The organism is Streptomyces sp. A5-4 (assembly GCF_051131715.1).
Taxonomy (GTDB): domain Bacteria; phylum Actinomycetota; class Actinomycetes; order Streptomycetales; family Streptomycetaceae; genus Streptomyces.
Genome location: NZ_CP178591.1, coordinates 6,594,334 through 6,609,169 on the forward strand (window position 1 = coordinate 6,594,334; position 14,836 = coordinate 6,609,169).

17 protein-coding genes are annotated in these 14,836 nt (G+C 69.9%); all 17 read right to left on the reverse strand.

What is annotated here, in order from left to right; all coding sequences use genetic code 11:
• Positions 1 to 66 precede the first annotated feature (66 nt).
• Entirely contained in the window at positions 67 to 519 is a 453-nt protein-coding gene (locus ACLLJJ_RS30940) for a hypothetical protein (protein WP_185302570.1), read from the reverse strand.
• A 24-nt stretch (positions 520 to 543) separates the two neighbouring features.
• Positions 544 to 1,734 (reverse strand): hypothetical protein, encoded by a 1,191-nt coding sequence (locus ACLLJJ_RS30945; protein WP_185298100.1) that lies wholly within the window; start codon positions 1,732 to 1,734, stop codon positions 544 to 546.
• A gap of 16 nt (positions 1,735 to 1,750) precedes the next feature.
• Entirely contained in the window at positions 1,751 to 2,545 is a 795-nt protein-coding gene (locus tag ACLLJJ_RS30950; protein ID WP_185302569.1) for a glycosyltransferase family 2 protein, read from the reverse strand.
• 47 nt (positions 2,546 to 2,592) lie between these two features.
• On the reverse strand, positions 2,593 to 3,036 hold the full coding sequence (locus tag ACLLJJ_RS30955; protein ID WP_185298099.1) for a hypothetical protein: 444 nt from the start codon (positions 3,034 to 3,036) through the stop codon (positions 2,593 to 2,595).
• Between the two features lie 151 nt (positions 3,037 to 3,187).
• On the reverse strand, positions 3,188 to 4,351 hold the full coding sequence (locus ACLLJJ_RS30960; protein ID WP_185302568.1) for an IS701 family transposase: 1,164 nt from the start codon (positions 4,349 to 4,351) through the stop codon (positions 3,188 to 3,190).
• 58 nt (positions 4,352 to 4,409) lie between these two features.
• Entirely contained in the window at positions 4,410 to 4,583 is a 174-nt protein-coding gene (locus ACLLJJ_RS30965; RefSeq protein ID WP_185298098.1) for a hypothetical protein, read from the reverse strand.
• 27 nt (positions 4,584 to 4,610) lie between these two features.
• The gene (locus ACLLJJ_RS30970; RefSeq protein ID WP_185298097.1) at positions 4,611 to 5,357 is read right to left on the reverse strand and encodes a hypothetical protein; all 747 of its coding nucleotides are present in this window, start codon (positions 5,355 to 5,357) and stop codon (positions 4,611 to 4,613) included.
• Between the two features lie 102 nt (positions 5,358 to 5,459).
• Entirely contained in the window at positions 5,460 to 6,257 is a 798-nt protein-coding gene (locus ACLLJJ_RS30975) for a hypothetical protein (RefSeq protein WP_185298096.1), read from the reverse strand.
• Positions 6,258 to 6,547: 290 nt separating this feature from the next.
• Complete coding sequence (locus ACLLJJ_RS30980; RefSeq protein ID WP_258049752.1) at positions 6,548 to 7,090, reverse strand: hypothetical protein; 543 nt, start codon at positions 7,088 to 7,090, stop codon at positions 6,548 to 6,550.
• 51 nt (positions 7,091 to 7,141) lie between these two features.
• Positions 7,142 to 7,909 (reverse strand): hypothetical protein, encoded by a 768-nt coding sequence (locus tag ACLLJJ_RS30985; RefSeq protein WP_185298095.1) that lies wholly within the window; start codon positions 7,907 to 7,909, stop codon positions 7,142 to 7,144.
• Between the two features lie 34 nt (positions 7,910 to 7,943).
• The gene (locus ACLLJJ_RS30990) at positions 7,944 to 8,897 is read right to left on the reverse strand and encodes a hypothetical protein (protein WP_374940072.1); all 954 of its coding nucleotides are present in this window, start codon (positions 8,895 to 8,897) and stop codon (positions 7,944 to 7,946) included.
• Positions 8,887 to 9,063 carry a hypothetical protein gene (locus ACLLJJ_RS30995; RefSeq protein ID WP_185298094.1) on the reverse strand — a complete coding sequence of 59 codons (177 nt, stop codon included), beginning with the start codon at positions 9,061 to 9,063 and terminating at the stop codon, positions 8,887 to 8,889. The genes ACLLJJ_RS30990 and ACLLJJ_RS30995 overlap by 11 nt, the downstream gene beginning before the upstream one ends.
• 119 nt (positions 9,064 to 9,182) lie before the next feature.
• Positions 9,183 to 9,743, reverse strand: a complete 561-nt coding sequence (locus tag ACLLJJ_RS31000; protein WP_185298093.1) for a hypothetical protein — start codon at positions 9,741 to 9,743, stop codon at positions 9,183 to 9,185.
• A 15-nt stretch (positions 9,744 to 9,758) separates the two neighbouring features.
• Positions 9,759 to 11,273, reverse strand: a complete 1,515-nt coding sequence (locus tag ACLLJJ_RS31005; protein WP_185298092.1) for a VirB4 family type IV secretion system protein — start codon at positions 11,271 to 11,273, stop codon at positions 9,759 to 9,761.
• Positions 11,274 to 11,301: 28 nt separating this feature from the next.
• Complete coding sequence (locus ACLLJJ_RS31010) at positions 11,302 to 11,766, reverse strand: DUF6238 family protein (protein WP_185298091.1); 465 nt, start codon at positions 11,764 to 11,766, stop codon at positions 11,302 to 11,304.
• Between the two features lie 129 nt (positions 11,767 to 11,895).
• Positions 11,896 to 13,368, reverse strand: coding sequence for an SCO6880 family protein (locus ACLLJJ_RS31015; RefSeq protein ID WP_185298090.1), 1,473 nt, complete (start codon positions 13,366 to 13,368; stop codon positions 11,896 to 11,898).
• Between the two features lie 81 nt (positions 13,369 to 13,449).
• Positions 13,450 to 14,820 (reverse strand): SCO6881 family protein, encoded by a 1,371-nt coding sequence (locus ACLLJJ_RS31020; RefSeq protein WP_185298089.1) that lies wholly within the window; start codon positions 14,818 to 14,820, stop codon positions 13,450 to 13,452.
• Positions 14,821 to 14,836: the final 16 nt, after the last annotated feature.

The window sequence follows — 14,836 nt, forward strand, 5'->3', positions numbered from 1 at the left end:
GAGCTCGGCCAGCAAGGCTGGATGCCGACGGGACGGGGCTTGCGGGGGCCGGCTCGCTGCCGGGCTTCACCGGGACCGCCCGGCACCCGAGGCCGTCAGGTGGACGGTCGGCGCGTAGGAGGGCTTCGGCGGGATCGGACGGGCCGAAGGCGGCGAGGTGGTGGGCGGCGTACCGCGCTGCGTCGTCCGGCCGGCAGCAGCTTGGGCGAGGCGGCTGCGGCGCTCCAGAAGCCCATTCGGCAGAGCCGGACGCGGCGGGCCGGGCGAGGCTGCGGGATCAAGGACGATGTCGGCGTGCACTGCATATCCTTGACGACGAAGGTCAGTTACGGCCTGGCGTGTTCGACGGTGGCCATCGCGCTCGGGTTCACTGAGCCGGTACAGCCCGGGTGTGGTGGGGACGGGCTCGAACTGCTCGCGGGTCAGGAACCATTCGGCCAGGTGCTGGGGCAACTCTGGGGAGGCGGCGGCGACGAAGCCCAGGTCGGGGTGGGTACCGAAGCGGAATTGGTCAGACAGGGGAAGTCCTCTTCTCTACGGCATTTACAGGTGTGCGTTCGCCGCTGGCCGGGACGCAGGGGGCTGGGCCGGGCGGGTGGTGAGCAGACGGGGGCTGGGCGCGGACAGGGCCACCTGCCCGCCGGGGACGGCGGCGCGGGCCTGGCGCTCGAACGCCTCGCTGTCCGCGAGCCAGGTCTCGATCGCGGGTAGGACGGCGGTGCCGAGCGTGCTGCGCACCTGGCTCCACTCGTGGGCCGGCAGGACCGCGGGGATGGAGTACAGCTCCGTGCGCAGGTCATTGAAATCCGCCCACGCGTCCTGGCTGCCGGCGAGTGCGTCGCGCAGCCGGGCCATCGCGGCAGCGTCCTGGGGCCAAGGGCTCGCGGTGGGCCGGCACCGGCTGAGCAGGAGCGGGGCGTGCTGCAGGACGTCACGGAAGGAGAGCCAGGCGTGGTCGGCGAATGCACGCTCCATCTCCGGCAGCAGGCGCGAGTTGGCGAGCGGCACGCCTTCGCTGAACCGGCCGGACTCCTTGACCGCCTGCAGCGTCTCGTGCTCCGGACGGATCCGGTCCAGTGCGGTCATGACGGTGTCGAGCCGCCGGTGGTGCAGGGCCCTGCGGTAGGCGGGCAGGAAGGTGTGGGCGACAGCGCGTGCGGCGAGGTCCGTCGCAGCGGGCAGCGGGATGCTGCGCGGCGCGTTCGGCTCGTCCCAGTTGTCGTCGTACTCCTCGGTGGCGAAGGCGCCCACCAGGTAGCCGCTGGCGTGCCCGGGACGTTCGATCAGCATCAGCTCGGTGCCGGCATGGTTGTTCAGCACCACCGCACACGGGATATGGACGTCGAGCATGGCCTTCAGGAGGTCTCCGCTGTCCCACAGCGAGCCGACGATGTCCTCCTGCCAGTGCTTGCGGGGATAGATCTCCACCTTTGCGCTCCAGGTGCCGGGCAGTCGGGCGGCGATCTCCTGGCCGGTGTCGCCGAGGTAGGGGCGGCTGCTGGTGGTGATGCTCGCGCCGTGTTCGTGCGCGCGGTGCACCAGGGCGCTGGCGGTGTCGCGGGCTTCCTGTGCCTCGCTCAGCGGGGCGGCGAAGGCGCCGCCGGGCAGGCGGCTGAACCCGGCTTCCTGCAGGGCGTCACGGGCCTGGAGGAACTCCTCGCCGGCAGCGATGGCGACGAGGCCGTGGGTGTGGCTGGTCGAGAGGATGATTTCCGCGGTGGGCGGGTTGGTCATGTGGGTAGTCCCGAGGTCAGAGGCGCGCGCGAGCGGGCGGCCCTGCGGCAAGTTCCGGCGGCCGGACACTGAGCGCGGGCGTCGGCTGGTGGTCGCGGAGGAGGGAGCGCAGGCTGCGGCCGTACTGCCAGGCGTGTTCGCGGGCCGCCGTCTCCAGCAGGTCGTATCCGGGCTGGGCCGTGAGCTGGCCTGCGTGCTTTCGGTATCTGTACACGGGGGTGGGCAGCAGAATCCCGGGGGCGAGATTCGATATGCCGACGGCCGTGCAGTAGTCCTCGCCCTGGACGAGGCCACCCATCGGGGCGGCGCGTACGAGTTCGGTGCGAGCGAGGATCGTCGTCGGCCCGATCGGAATGGTGTCTGCCGGGGACTTCCAGTACGTCCACACATCGCCGGCCTCGTGCCTGCCGGGCGGGGCGGGGCACCGCCACAGTCGAGTGGTCCCGTCCAGGTATCGGTCCTCACTCCATCCGGCACACCAGCCAACCCCGGCCGATTCCAGAGTGTTCAGCCGCACGGACATGGCGTCGTCGGTGAACTCATCGTCGTCGTCAGCCCAGTTGCAGTACGGGGTGCGGACCAGCGGGAGGGCGAGGTTTCGGGCGCATGCGGCGCCGACCGGGCGAGGCAGGGCAAGGGTGCGGACGCGAGAGTCCTGTGCGAGCGGGGCGGGCAGGCGGTCGGGAGAGACCCCGTCGAGCGAGATGATCGCCTCCCAGGGAACGGACTGCCGGGTGAGGCTGGCGTGCATGGCGCTCAGGTAGCCGAGCCGGTCCTCCCGCAGGCGGCTGGCGATGATGACGGTGATCAGGGGCGTGGCGTGCGGGGGCAGAGGAGTCTCCGGAGACGAAGGGGCGACTAGCGGTGCGCGACGGTGCGCTGAGGGCTGGCCGTCGCGGGGACTGCGACAGGTGCGTTCTGGGGCGCCGTGTTGCGGACGGCCTGGATGACCGGTGCGGGATCGAGGGAGGACCAGTGCTCCGGGTCGTCGCTGAAGACGGTGCGAGGGTCGGTGGACCAGTCCACGAGCGGGCCGAGGTCTTCGTGGAGCAGGCTGACCACTTCGATGCCTTCCCTGTGCAGGATGTAGCCCCACTGCATGTCCTGGGCGTCAGCGGTGTAGTCGGTGACCGTCATGCGCACCGGTGGGGCCCCGTTCGGGGTGATCAGGTTCAGCGGGCGGCTGGGCCACTGCTCACCGCCGGTCAGCGCGGCTATGAGCGCGGGCGGGGCGTCGTCGAGGAGATCGGTTCCCAGCTGGTCCCAGCCGATGGCGACATTGTCGACAAGGTGGCAGGACATGGCCTCTAGTACTGCAACCGCATGTGTGGGTTTTGGCCTCGGCGTTGGTAGTGACAGCGGCGGGCTCGGGCCTGGCTGCGGCGTCGGAAGTGTGACCAGCGGAGACGGTGCTCGTTGTCGTGGCAGCGGGGCGTGATGACGACGTGCCCGATCATCCGGCGGATCTCCGGGACGCTGAGGGGTATGAGGTCTTGCTCGTCGTCTCGGCTGCCCCTTTTGTGGCTTCTGCGGCACGGGTGGCGGTCAGGTAGGCGAGGGCGGCCATCGCGAGGGTGATGTGCCGGTACCAGGCCCGGTAGAGACGAACTTGGTAGTGGTCCAGGCCGCATTCGCCCTTGGCGATCTGGAAGCATTCCTCCACCTGCCACCGTGCGCCAGCGGTTCTGACCAGGTCTTTCAGCCGGGAGGTGGCGGGGCCGTAGCAGACGTAGTAGGCGATCTCGGCGGGGTCGCTGATGCTGCGGCGGGCCAGGACCCAGTGCCCGAAGCCGTCCTGCCACTGCGGGCGGACAGCGATCCGGGCCCAGTCGTAGAACCGCTGACCGTGCGCGCCCGCTCCGGCGGAGATCCGCTTCCATCTCTGCCGGGGCACTGCGGTGATCAGGTCGCGCACCTCGGCGACCGCACCATCGGTGGTGGTCACGATGTCGTTGACCTTGGTGGCCAGTACATAGGCGACGTGCCGTTCCTCCAGCCAGGCCCGCATGTGTTTGACCTGGCCGTATGCCTCATCCGCAGTGACCCAGGCGAAGGGGACACGGGCGTCGATCACGCGTTGCAGCATCCACTTGAAATGCTCGATCTTCGTGGCGAAGGGCACCTCGTCACCGATCCCGGCCTGCCTGCACCGCTCGCGGTCATCGGTCCAGGAGGCGGGGACATACAGTTCCCGGTCGATCAGCGCCCGGCCTTTCACGGAGGCGTAGGCCAGGAACGTGCCGATCTGACAATTTTCCGTGCGGCCGGCCGTTCCGGAGTACTGCCGCTGGACACCGGCCGACTTGACGCCCTTCTTCAGGAAGCCGGTGTCGTCCCCGATCAGCACCGCGTCCTTGGCGCCGATCGTCTCGACGACGAAGTCACGCACGTCGTCACGGACGGCATTCTCGTCCCAGTCGGCGAAGTTCAGCAGCCGCTGGAAACCGTCGGGGCGACGCTGGCCAGCCTGCTCGGCCAGCGTCCACCCGTTTTTCTTCTCCAGCGGTGCGAGCAACGTACTCAGGTAGTCCAGCGCCCGCTCACGCGGCTCCGACCTGCCGAAACGGCCCGCAAAGCGAGCATGAAGATCGGCTATCCCCTCGGACCAGTTCTCGATCTGCGCGACCGTCAGCGATTCATCACACAGTCAGTCCAACGACCAAGACGGCGCCCTGTCACGCCACATGCGGTTGCAGTACTAGGTCGCGCCCGAACTTGTGGTGGTAGGCGGTCAGGAGCAGGGGGAGGTGGTGGCTGGGTACTCCGTCGAGGCGGACTTGGATACCGCTGTAGTGCAGGGGGTCGGTGGGGCGGGCGATGAAGGATCGAGTGGACAGAGAGGTCTCCACAGTCGGGATGTTGGCGTTCGGAGTCGGTCAGCGCGGTGCACGGTGCGTGCGGGCCGGAGTGAGCGGAGGCGGGCCGGCCGGAGCGGACGGAGAGAAGCCCTGCGTTCCGCTGGCGGAGGCAGCGTTGTTGTCGCCTTCCGGAAACGTGGGACTGAAACCGATGTCGGCCAGCCGCTGCGCGGCCTGGCGGGTGCGGGGAATGGGGTCCTCGACGGTCTCGGGCAGGTAGCACTTGCCGGACGCGGGGTCGAGGAGGAAGCCTTCTCTTCCCAGGAGTTCGTACAGGGCGCGCGCGTAGACCGTGGTCACGCGGGGCCTGCCGTCGGTGCCGAGGGTGATGTCGACGGGCAGGTGTGGTCCGGCGCCAGCTCTGCTCTGCGCCATCATCGATGCGACGCGGTAGTCGAACAGCTGACGGCGGCGGACCAGAGCGGCGGCGCGCACCGGATCGGCGGGAACCGTGACGGCCTTAGGGGCGGCGACCCCGGCAGTGTGGTCGTGCTTGGTCCCTGCGGGGAGCATCGGCGCCACGACGAACTGGCTTTTTCGGGAGGGGTGTTCGGTGACGTACAGCTGGATTCCGCTGGCCGAGGTGAGGACCGACCGGTGGGTCGGGGAGCTGCGGTGCGCGGTGTAGGCGAGGGGGCCGGAGTTCCAGATGCGGTCGCTGGCCGGGTCTTCTGCCAGTGACGTGGGGTGGGCTTCGGCCTGCCAGCGGCCGGGCAGTCGGGTGCCGACGGCGTGGACGAATGCGGTGAGGTTGTGGTGGGGCAAGGGCATCTCCGTGGGCTGCTGTCCGGGGCCCGGACCAGCGGGCGGGGCCCCGGAGGGTTGGGGGAAGCCGGGCCCGATTCGGCCCTGGGGTGAGGGGATGGCCTACGCGCGGTCCGACCATCCGGAAGCGACTGGCGGGCCGGAGGCGTCGGTGCGCGCGCAGGTGTAGCCGATGAGCCGGGACGGGGCGGCCTTCGCGGGGACGGTGGCGGCGTCGTTGCACACGAACGTGTACTGGATGGAGCTGCGCGGCACGCCGTGGAGCCAGGCCCGGTCGTCCTTGCCGGGGTTGATCTGGAGGCCGGAGTGCGCGACGGCGTCGGTCTGGGTGTGCGTGTGGGAGAAGAGGATCAGGGCGCCGCCGTCGCTCGTTTTGAGCGCGTAGGCGTCCTTGTAGCGGTTGGCGGCACCGGCGAAGACGGTGGTGCCCTGGTCTCCGTACCGGGTGCCGGTCTTGTCGTGGACCTCGATCTGCTGCTTGCTCGCCACGGTCGGCTCGAAGACCTTCGTGCCGGTATTCATGCCGCCGGTGGCGAAGTTGTCGAGGACCGCGGACCGCAGAAGGTCAGCGCCGGCTGCCAGTTGCTTGTTGCCGTTGGCGGCGACGGCCGTTGCGTAGCCGTCCTGGTCGAGGGCGACGTCGGGCAGCTTCTTGCCTTCAGGGTCGACGACGGAGACCAGCTCCCAGCGCTTGTTCTGGGGTCGTTCGGCGAACACGGCCAGGCGCGAGGGTGCCTTGCCCTTCTGGTCCGAGAGTGCGGCAGCGAACCAGCGGTCCTGTCCCGGGGTCAGCCGCGGGATGTACAGCTTGGCGCTCGCGGTGTCGTAGGACCACGGCTTGTACGGCTTGCGGTCAGCCTTGGGCAGGCCCTCGGTCTCGGTGTAGTCCGAGACGGACATCGCGTACAGCGGGCCGTCCTCGGCAGTGTCGAGCAGGGCGCGGTCGCGTGTGGCGTTGGCCTCGTTGTTGATCTTTGCGTAGTGGGTGATGACGTCCCGGGCCTGGGTGGTACTGAGGGCGGGCGTCGGCTTCGGCGTGGTGCGGGCGCTGGGGCCCTTCTCGTTGCCGTGGCTGTTGCTGTCGTTGGCGCAGCTGGTCAGAGCCAGGGCGAGAGCGACGGCGGAGCCGAGCAGCGGCAGGGTGCGACGGGCAATACGGATGGGGGCTCCAGAGTTCTTCAGGTCGGTGATCAGTGAGTGCGGGGGGTGGCGGTCGGCGTGGCGGGTCGTGGGGCGACGGGTACCGGGGACGGAGCTTGGGCGCTGCGGGGGGTGCGCGGCGGGGTGAGCCGTTCGGTGTCGGCGTAGAGCTGGCGGCCCGCCTCGTGGAGGTGGCGGCGGGCGCTGTCGAGCCGGTCGTCGAGTGCGGTGCGCAGGGAACGCTCGGTTTTGGCGCGTTCCGAAGAGCGGGGTAGGCGGGCAACCTGGTGCAGGCCGCCGGCGTGGGCGACGGCTTCACCGAGGTCGGCGAGGGCGCGTCCCACAGTGCCCGCGACGCGCGTCAGTGCGGTGACGCGGCGCTGAGTTGCCTCGTCCGTCTGACCTGGACGGCCGGTCGTCTCACGGTCGGCGTACGCGGCGGCGGTCGCGATGTGGATGAACAGTCCGGCGATCTCGCGGGCGCTTTCGTCCAGTTCGTCGAGGCTGTCGCGGGGGAACTGCGATATGCCGGTGAGCGGCATCTCGTCGGCCGCCCGGTAGATGCGCTCGGCCACTGCGCGCAGTTGGCTCATGGCGTCGTATTCGGAAAGCAGGGGAACTCCGTGGGGCACGTGCGGTCTGGATCAACGGTGGTGCGCGCGGGCGGTCTGCGGTGGCGCAGGCGGAAGCCCGGGGCTGGTGCGGGGTGCGCAGTGGCGGAGGTTCACGCCGATGCCCTTGGCGGTGAGCTGTTGGGCCACGGCCTGGACGCGGAGTGCGTGCACGCTCTCGCCGAGTTCGGCGGACAGGAGGAAGGCTGCCTGGTGCGGGTGGTAATTGAAGCCGGCGTCGTACAGCGTCGTACGGGCATCAGGTGGCACGCTTTTGTACGGAGCGCCCAGGGCTCCGTCGTCGTACATCGTCAGGGTGAGGACCTGGGAGACCTGTGGTGGGGCGGGGCGGTGCGGGGGTTCGGGTTGGTCCACCGCGTAGCGGAACAGCTCGTGCAGAGCCTGCTCGTATCGGGGCAGTACCCGGCGGGTGACGTCGGCGGCGGCACGCGCGGGGTCGTTGGCGACGGCGATGCCGTGGGGTTCCTCGACCTCGTCGAAGTGATGGGGCTTGAGGTCATCGTCGTCGGGTTCGAGCGGGGCGACGACGAACTGGCGCGGATTCCGGGGCCTGTCGCTGACGTAGAGCCGCTGGTTCTCGGGGCCATGCAGGACGGCGTCGTGAGCGAGAACGTACGTGCTGACGATGTAGCCGACGTGGCCGGAATCCCAGAGCTGGTTGGTGGTGGGGAACTGGTCCTTGTACTCCGCGTGGCGCTGGTACGTGCTGGTCCAGGCGCCGGGCAGGCGCTCGGCGAGGCCGGCGGCGAAGGCGGAGAGGTCGGTGCGTTGCGTGGGCATGGGCTCCTGGGTGCGACGCGGATGGGTTGCGGCATCAGCGTGTGTGCCGTGGACGGGCGGGAGGAAGGGCGGTAGGCGGCAGGGCTGGCGCGTGGGTCGAGAGTGCTGCTGGCCGGTGGGGCTGCGGGGGTGCGGTAAGGGAGCGCATCCGTTCCTCGGCCACGTGCAGCACCTCCCCGAGGTTCCTGATCTCGGCAGCGGCGTCCGCGAAGTCGTATGACAGATCGAAGCCGTCGTCCTCCTCAGCTTCCTTTGCCTTCTCCCCGGCTGCTTCGAAGAATTCGCCGAGCCGCTCCAGCAGGCCGTCCGTCGGGTCCAGGATCTGGTGCAGCAGCTCGGCGGCCTCCACATGCGAGTCGGTTCCGTTGAGCCGGTCGGTGAGAGCGAGGAGAGCGTCGCCGTAGAGGTAGGCGCCGTGTTGCTCCTTCCCGGCCGCACCGTGCTGGGCTTGGTGAGCGCCGCGCTGTTTGACTGCCGACACGAGCGGGTCTCCGGCCGACGAGGGAGGAACGGCGAGCAGCCCGAGCTGGATGAGCCGCTGGTCGACGGCCTCGATCAGGTGTGAGGCACTGCCACCGTGGCGTGCTTCGGGCCGCTCCGGGGCGCTGGGATCGGTGGAGGGAGCCGAGTCGTAGATCAACTCGAACAGCTCATGGCGCTCGGTGTGCTGGCGGGTCACGATCCACCCCTCCGGGTCCCCCGGCAGACGGTCCGGAGGAGGCTCCTGCGGCGGGCTGATGATCAGGTAGCTGTCGTCGGGGAGCGACACGCGGACGATGTAGGCACTGAGGCCGAACTCGATGTCGCACTCCAGCCCGCGCTGCCGCAGGGGTGTAGTGAGGTGTGCGTGGCGCTGCCACAGCACCTCCCACCGAGAGGTGTGCACATCGCGGTGGTCGGGGAGCGGAGCGAGCGGAGAAGCATCACCCGGCATGTCGCGCGTACCAGCGCGGACGGCGTACGGGGTGCCCTTGCCGTCAGCGGGCACGGTTGCTCCCGTGCGGGGCACGCGTACGGCGCAGGGACGGCATCCGGCGTGCGGGCTGCGGCGGTTGCTGCGGCGGTGGTAGCGGGGAGAAGTCGAATTCGTACTCGTCGTACGTGTCGATCAGGCCGTGTTCCATCTGCGCTTCGCGGTCGGCGACCTGATCCATCAGGTCATCGTGTTCGGCTTGGCACTGCTGGTACTCGGCCCAGTCTGCGTCGCTGTAATGGGCGGGGCGGTTCAGGGTGCTCCTTGGCTGTATGGCGCCGGCATCGGCACTAGCGCGGGCTATCGGTGGCGCGTGCTCGGCCTTGGCGGCGGAGGCGTTACTGCTTCCTGGAGGGTGTACGTCGGGAAGAAGCGGTGGAGGTCGAGGTGGGCGTGGAGTTCCTTGACCGCGTCACGGAGCGATTCCGACGACCGCCGCAGATAGGCACGGGCGGTGGCGTGGTGCACGGCCATGCGGTTTTCCAGGAACTGATTGTCGCGGGACTGGGGTAGGGCCAGAGCGGCTTCTGCGGTGTCGGCGAAGTGCGGGGCTGCGTAGCTCGACATGGTGGCGGCCGTCGCGAGGTGGGTGAGGACGGTGCTGCCGGCTCGATTCGTGCTGTGCGGGGTCCGGGCGAACTCGGCGACCATTTGGACAACGCCGTGGGCGAGGGACTGTGCGATTTCGGAGTGCTGGATCAGGTCGGCGTATGAGGCCGAGGCGGGCACGTGACCGGTGTCGTCCAGCAGGTGCCACTGTTCGGCGGAGCCAGCGAGTTTGGCCCTCATCTCGTCGAGTGCTCCGATAAGTTGGAGGGTGTCGTCGCGGGGTATCAGTTCGCGTTGGATATCGGGATTCATGAGCCCCTTTGCTTTTCAATGCATGCGGGCGTCGGTGTCGAAGAGCGCCAGCTCGTGGCTGTGCAGGAGGTGCTGCACGATGAAAGATCGTCCGGCGACTTTCCAGAGCCCGCGGCCCCGGTTGAGGTGCGCGATGGCGTCCATCTCCACGGACGTCAGGCCGAGCAGCGAGGCCGCAGCGTGAAGTTGGTCGGTTTCCTGGCGGTAGATGATGCGGGTGCTGCAGTCGGCGAGGAGGCCCTCGGCGAGCGCGCGGCCTTGCGAACCGGCGTCGCCTGCGGTGAGCAGGTCGGACAGCCGGTGGATGACCATGAGGTTGGCGATGCCGAGGCCGCGGCTCAGCTTCCACTGGGCCTGCATGCGTTGCAGGAGGCCGGCGTGGCGCATCAGGCGCCATGCCTCGTCGTACACGATCCAGCGCCGCCCGCCGTTGGGGTCGGTGAGGGCGGATTCCATCCAGGCGGAGGCGCAGGTCATCGCCAGGACGAGCGCGGTGTCGTCGCCGGAGCCGCCGAGTCGGGACAGGTCGATGGTGAGCATCGGCGCGTTGGGATCGAAGGCCACGGTGGAGGGGGCGTCGAACATGCCGGCCAAGTCACCGTGAATCAGCCGCCGCATGGCGTGGGCCAGGTCTCGGGCTGCGTCACCGAGTCGTCCTGACATCATCCCGGCGGCCTCGTCGAGCGCGACGGGGTTGTTGAGGGTGGCGGCGACGTCCCCGAGGAGCGGGGTGCGGCCGGTGTCGGTGGCATGGGTGACGACGGTGTCGAGGGCGATGTCCAGGGCGGTGTGTTCCATGGGCAGCAGGTCCCGGCCGAGGACGGTCCGGGCGAGGGAGCCGAGGAGGAGGAGGCGCCGCTTGCGAATCTCACCGACCCAGTCGGCCTCGGCGATGCTCTCCGGGCGTGGGGCCGCGTCCAGGGGGTTGAGCCTGCCGGGGAGCCCGGGGCCGAGGGCAACGGACGTGCCCCCCAACGCGTTGGCCACGGGCGTCCACTCGCCCTTGGGGTCGCACGGCACGTAGACGCGGTAGCCGAAGGCGACCGAACGCAATGCGAAGCTCTTTGCCAGGGCGCTCTTGCCCTGGCCGATCACGCCGGCCAGCAAAATGTTGGGGTTGGTGAAACCTTCGATTTTGCCGTACAGGGCGAACGGGTCGAAGACGAACGATGCCTCGGCGTGGACGTCTCGGCCGATGTAGATGCCTTCGGCGCCGAGGCCCCCTTCGGCGAGGAAGGGGTAGGCGCCGGCGGCCACGGCGGTCGTCATGCGGTGGGCGGGCAGCTTCAGCCGGTTCTTGCGGGCCGAGGCGGGTCCTGGGCGTCCGCTCGGGGGGTAGAGCGCGGCGGGAGTCTCGTTCTCGGCGGGAGTGCCGCTTGCCGGATGAGTGCTTGCTTCGGCACGGGCCTTGGCGGTGGCTTCGGAGAGTTGGCGGCGGGCCTCTTTGCGGCTGGCCCGGTCCGTTCCGTGGGGGGTGAACAGGGGGCTGGCGCTGGCGCGGCGGGCTCGACGGGCGGGCCGGTGGTTCATCAGGGGCCCTCGATTCTGCGGGTGGTGCTCATCGCACGCAGGCCGTGGTGTGCGAGCGGAGATCGGTGGGAGTGGTCTTGCGCCGGATGACGTGTCCGGCAGTGAGGTGGCGCTGGCAGATAGTCAGCACGGGTGGTCCGTCGGGGAGCCGTTCCGGATGGCATTCGTTCGTCTGGGTACTCTCTGGCGCCGTGTGGCTGGGCAGTAGGTGGAAGGCGGAGTGGATCTCGGTGGTGGCCTGCCAGAGGCGCGTGTGCGCGGTGGTGAGGTGCCGGCCTGCGGCGGGGTGCGGCGGCCGGGCGGTCTCGGCGAGCCGGTCGAGGAGCTGGTGCAGGGCGGTGAGGTGAGCGTGGAGTACGTCGAGGTGCACACGGTCGACTGGCTTGGCCGGGGCGACGCCCGGTTGCACCAGGGCGCGGGTGTGGTGGCGGACTCCGGCGCTCGCTGCCCGGAGATAGGGATGCGCGTCGTTCGGACGCGTGGGAGAGGTCAAAGGTGGCGGTCCTTCCTGCCGGGAGACAGGGGCTGTGGCGGTCGCCGCAGTGCGATCGACTGGCGGCGGGCTTGGCCAAGACCTCATCCACCAGGTGCGGAGCGGCACCGGTGGTGAGCTGTGCCCCGGTCACAGCGCGGTCCGGGCGAGGGGCAGTGCGGTGAGCGCGAAGGCGTCGGGCTGCTGGTAGTTGAGCCGTCGCAGGTCGACTCCCGAGGTGACGGCGTGGGTCTCGATCTGTGCGCAGGCGGCGTCGAGGAGGGCATCGGTCTCGGCGGTGACGGTGACCAGGCCGGTCAGGGCGACGTCGGCGTGTCCTGCGATGAGCTGACGCTCTCGTGTCTTGACGTCGGCGTACTCGACGGAGTCCTCTTCGCTGTCGACCTGTCCCTTGCGGGCGCGCTCGTTCGCGTCGGCGATGATCGCAGCCTTCTTCCGCTGGACGTCCCGCAGTGCGGACTCGAGCCCCTGGGGCGCGTATATAAGGGACAGGCTGCGCCGTACTCCGGCCGTGAACATGATCCCGTGGAGGAAGCCCGCTCCCATCTCGGTCCTCGGCCAGTTCTCCACCCAGTACGTGGCGTGGCGGGCGGAGTCGGTGGCGAGGCGGTCGTACTCCTCGAACTGGACGACGGGGCCGGCGGCTGCGGGGTCCGCCTCGGCGCGGCCGGTCTCCGACCACTGCTGGAGTGCGGCGAGGGCCTTGGGGTCGTAGGCGGTGCGCACGACGGCGGCGATCTCCCGCGAGCTCAGCCACCCCGCCACCATCAGTCCGGAGTTCCGGGCGGCCTGGGCGATGGACGCGGTGGTCTGCTCCATGACGGTGAACGCGCCAGGCAACCCGCCGCCTGCCTGCGAGATCAGGCGCCTGGCGGCCTTCAGGTCGAGGGAGATGGCGAGGTAGGTCTCGTGCGGCGCGGCGGCGGGGCCGGCCGAGGCGACCAGCTCGGAGTAGATCTGTCCGGCGACCGGGGCCTGGGGCTGACCGCTCTGGGCCCAGTGGCGAGTGAGGGTGTCTCCGCTGTCGGGGACGGTGCGCTCCAGTACCTGGACGGTGGCGATGTGCCCGGTGCGGGCGATGCCTGCCAGTGCGCGTCCCCAGCTGTTGACGTTGTGGTTCTGAGTGGCGGGGTCGAGCAGGACGAAGGCGCGGCTGGTGACGCGGGCGATGGCGGTCAGGGTCTGGCGGTGCGGGTCGTGCACGGCTGCGGCCCCGTTGGCTGAGTCGCCGGGCGTGACGACCTTGAGGGAGGCCGCGGTGCCGGGCAGATGGAGGACACCGTCTTGACGGGGCCGGGTGACGGGCCGGGCGAGCCAGAGTGTCTGGCCGGCGCGCCGGCGCTGGGCGTAGCGGGCGACGATCGGCGCCCAGTCGATCAGTGAGCGGCCGTGCCGGCGGATCGTGACGAGCGCACCGGTTGCAGCCCACAGCGGGGTCAGGGCGACGGCGCCGATCAGGCCGGTGGAGACCACCGTCACCAACAGCAGTGCCAACGCACCTGAAACGAGTATGAGTTGGGGAAAGGAGAGGCCGAGGAGGATGCCGCGGCGGGACCGGTGCGGGAATTTCACCGTGACCGGGGCGGCGGAGAGGTCAGTCAAGTGGCAGGTCCTGGGAGCTCTGGTGGGGCCCGGGGGCGGGAGGCGTGGAGTGCGTCCCGCCCCCGGTAAGCGGACAGAGGATCAGAGGCCGCTCGGCGGCGGCGGTGGAGCCGCTCCTCCGGTGGTGGCGTTCTGTGAGCCGGAGGACGGCGGTGCGCCCTGTGGTGGCGGGGTCGTGGTCGGCGGGGCAGACTGCCATCCGCCCTCCTGACCGGAGGCGGTGCTCGCTCCGGAGCCGCCGGGTCCGGAGCTGCCGCCCACCTGGCCGCTGGTGTCGTCGGAGGCGCTCGTCGGCGGGGGCTGGACTGCCTTCTCTACACCGGACTCGATGGCGTCTGCGCCGGGCGAGACGCCCGTGCCGCCGAGTGAACCTTCCTTGCCGCCGCCTCCCTCCGTGGGGTTGGAGGCGATGTCGCCGGGGAAGCCGCCTCCGCCGTCGGGGCCCTGCGGGGCTGCGCCTGCTCCCGCTCCGGCCGCCGCGCCGCCGGTTCCGGCGGTGGCGGCTGCGGAGGCTGCCTTGCGGGCGGCCTTCTCGGCGTGCTGCTTGGCGACCTGGGCTCCGGCACCACCGGCGCGGTGGATGGACTCTCCGTCGGTGCCGTCGGCAGCCCAGTGCACGAATTTGAAGACGGCGTAGGGGCAGAGCAACACCAAGACCATGATCACGATGCCGGCCATGACGTCGGCGAGTGCGCCGACGCCGTCCTTGGCCTCGGTCTTGCCCATGGCGGCGATGCCGAGAACGAAGATCACGGTCATCAGGAGCTTGGAGACCACGAGGGTAGCGGTGGCTTCGATCCAGCCCTTGCGCCAGCGGCGTGCGACCTCCCAGCCGCCGCCTGCTGCGGCGAAGATCGCCAGGGTGACCATGACGAGGATGCCGACCTTGCGGACCATCATCACGCACCAGTAGAGGATGGCTCCGGCGGCGGCGCCGAGCCCGGTGACCACCGGGAGGAGCCAGCCCAGCCCGGACAGGCCGGCGATCTGGTTGACCTTCACGATGCGGCGCACGGCCGTCTCGATGTTCAGGTGCGCGGTTTTGAACAGCCCGTTGGAGATGGCGTCGACCACCTCGATGGCGACGGTGGTCAGGGCGATGGCGCAGAAGGCGAACATCACGCCCGATATGGTGCCGGTCAGTGCTTGGGTGAGGGCCTGCCCGTCGCGTTTGATGGCGGCTCTGACGAGCTGCGCGCAGAATGTCGCGACGAGAAGGACCAGGCCCAGCGGCAGCAGCATCTCGTAGTTGTCGCGGAACCAGTCGGCGTTCAAGTCGACGTTGGTCGTGGTGTTGACCGCTTTGGCTGCCAAGTCGGCAGCCGCGGCGGCAAGTTCGCCGGCTGACTTCGCGAGCCAGTCGCCGATGGCCTTGCCGGGGTCGGAGGCGAAGTCGACGGCGTCACCGACGGAGCACAGCTTGTCTGCCAGGGGGAAGTCACAGAAACCCACGGGGAGTCGTTCCTCC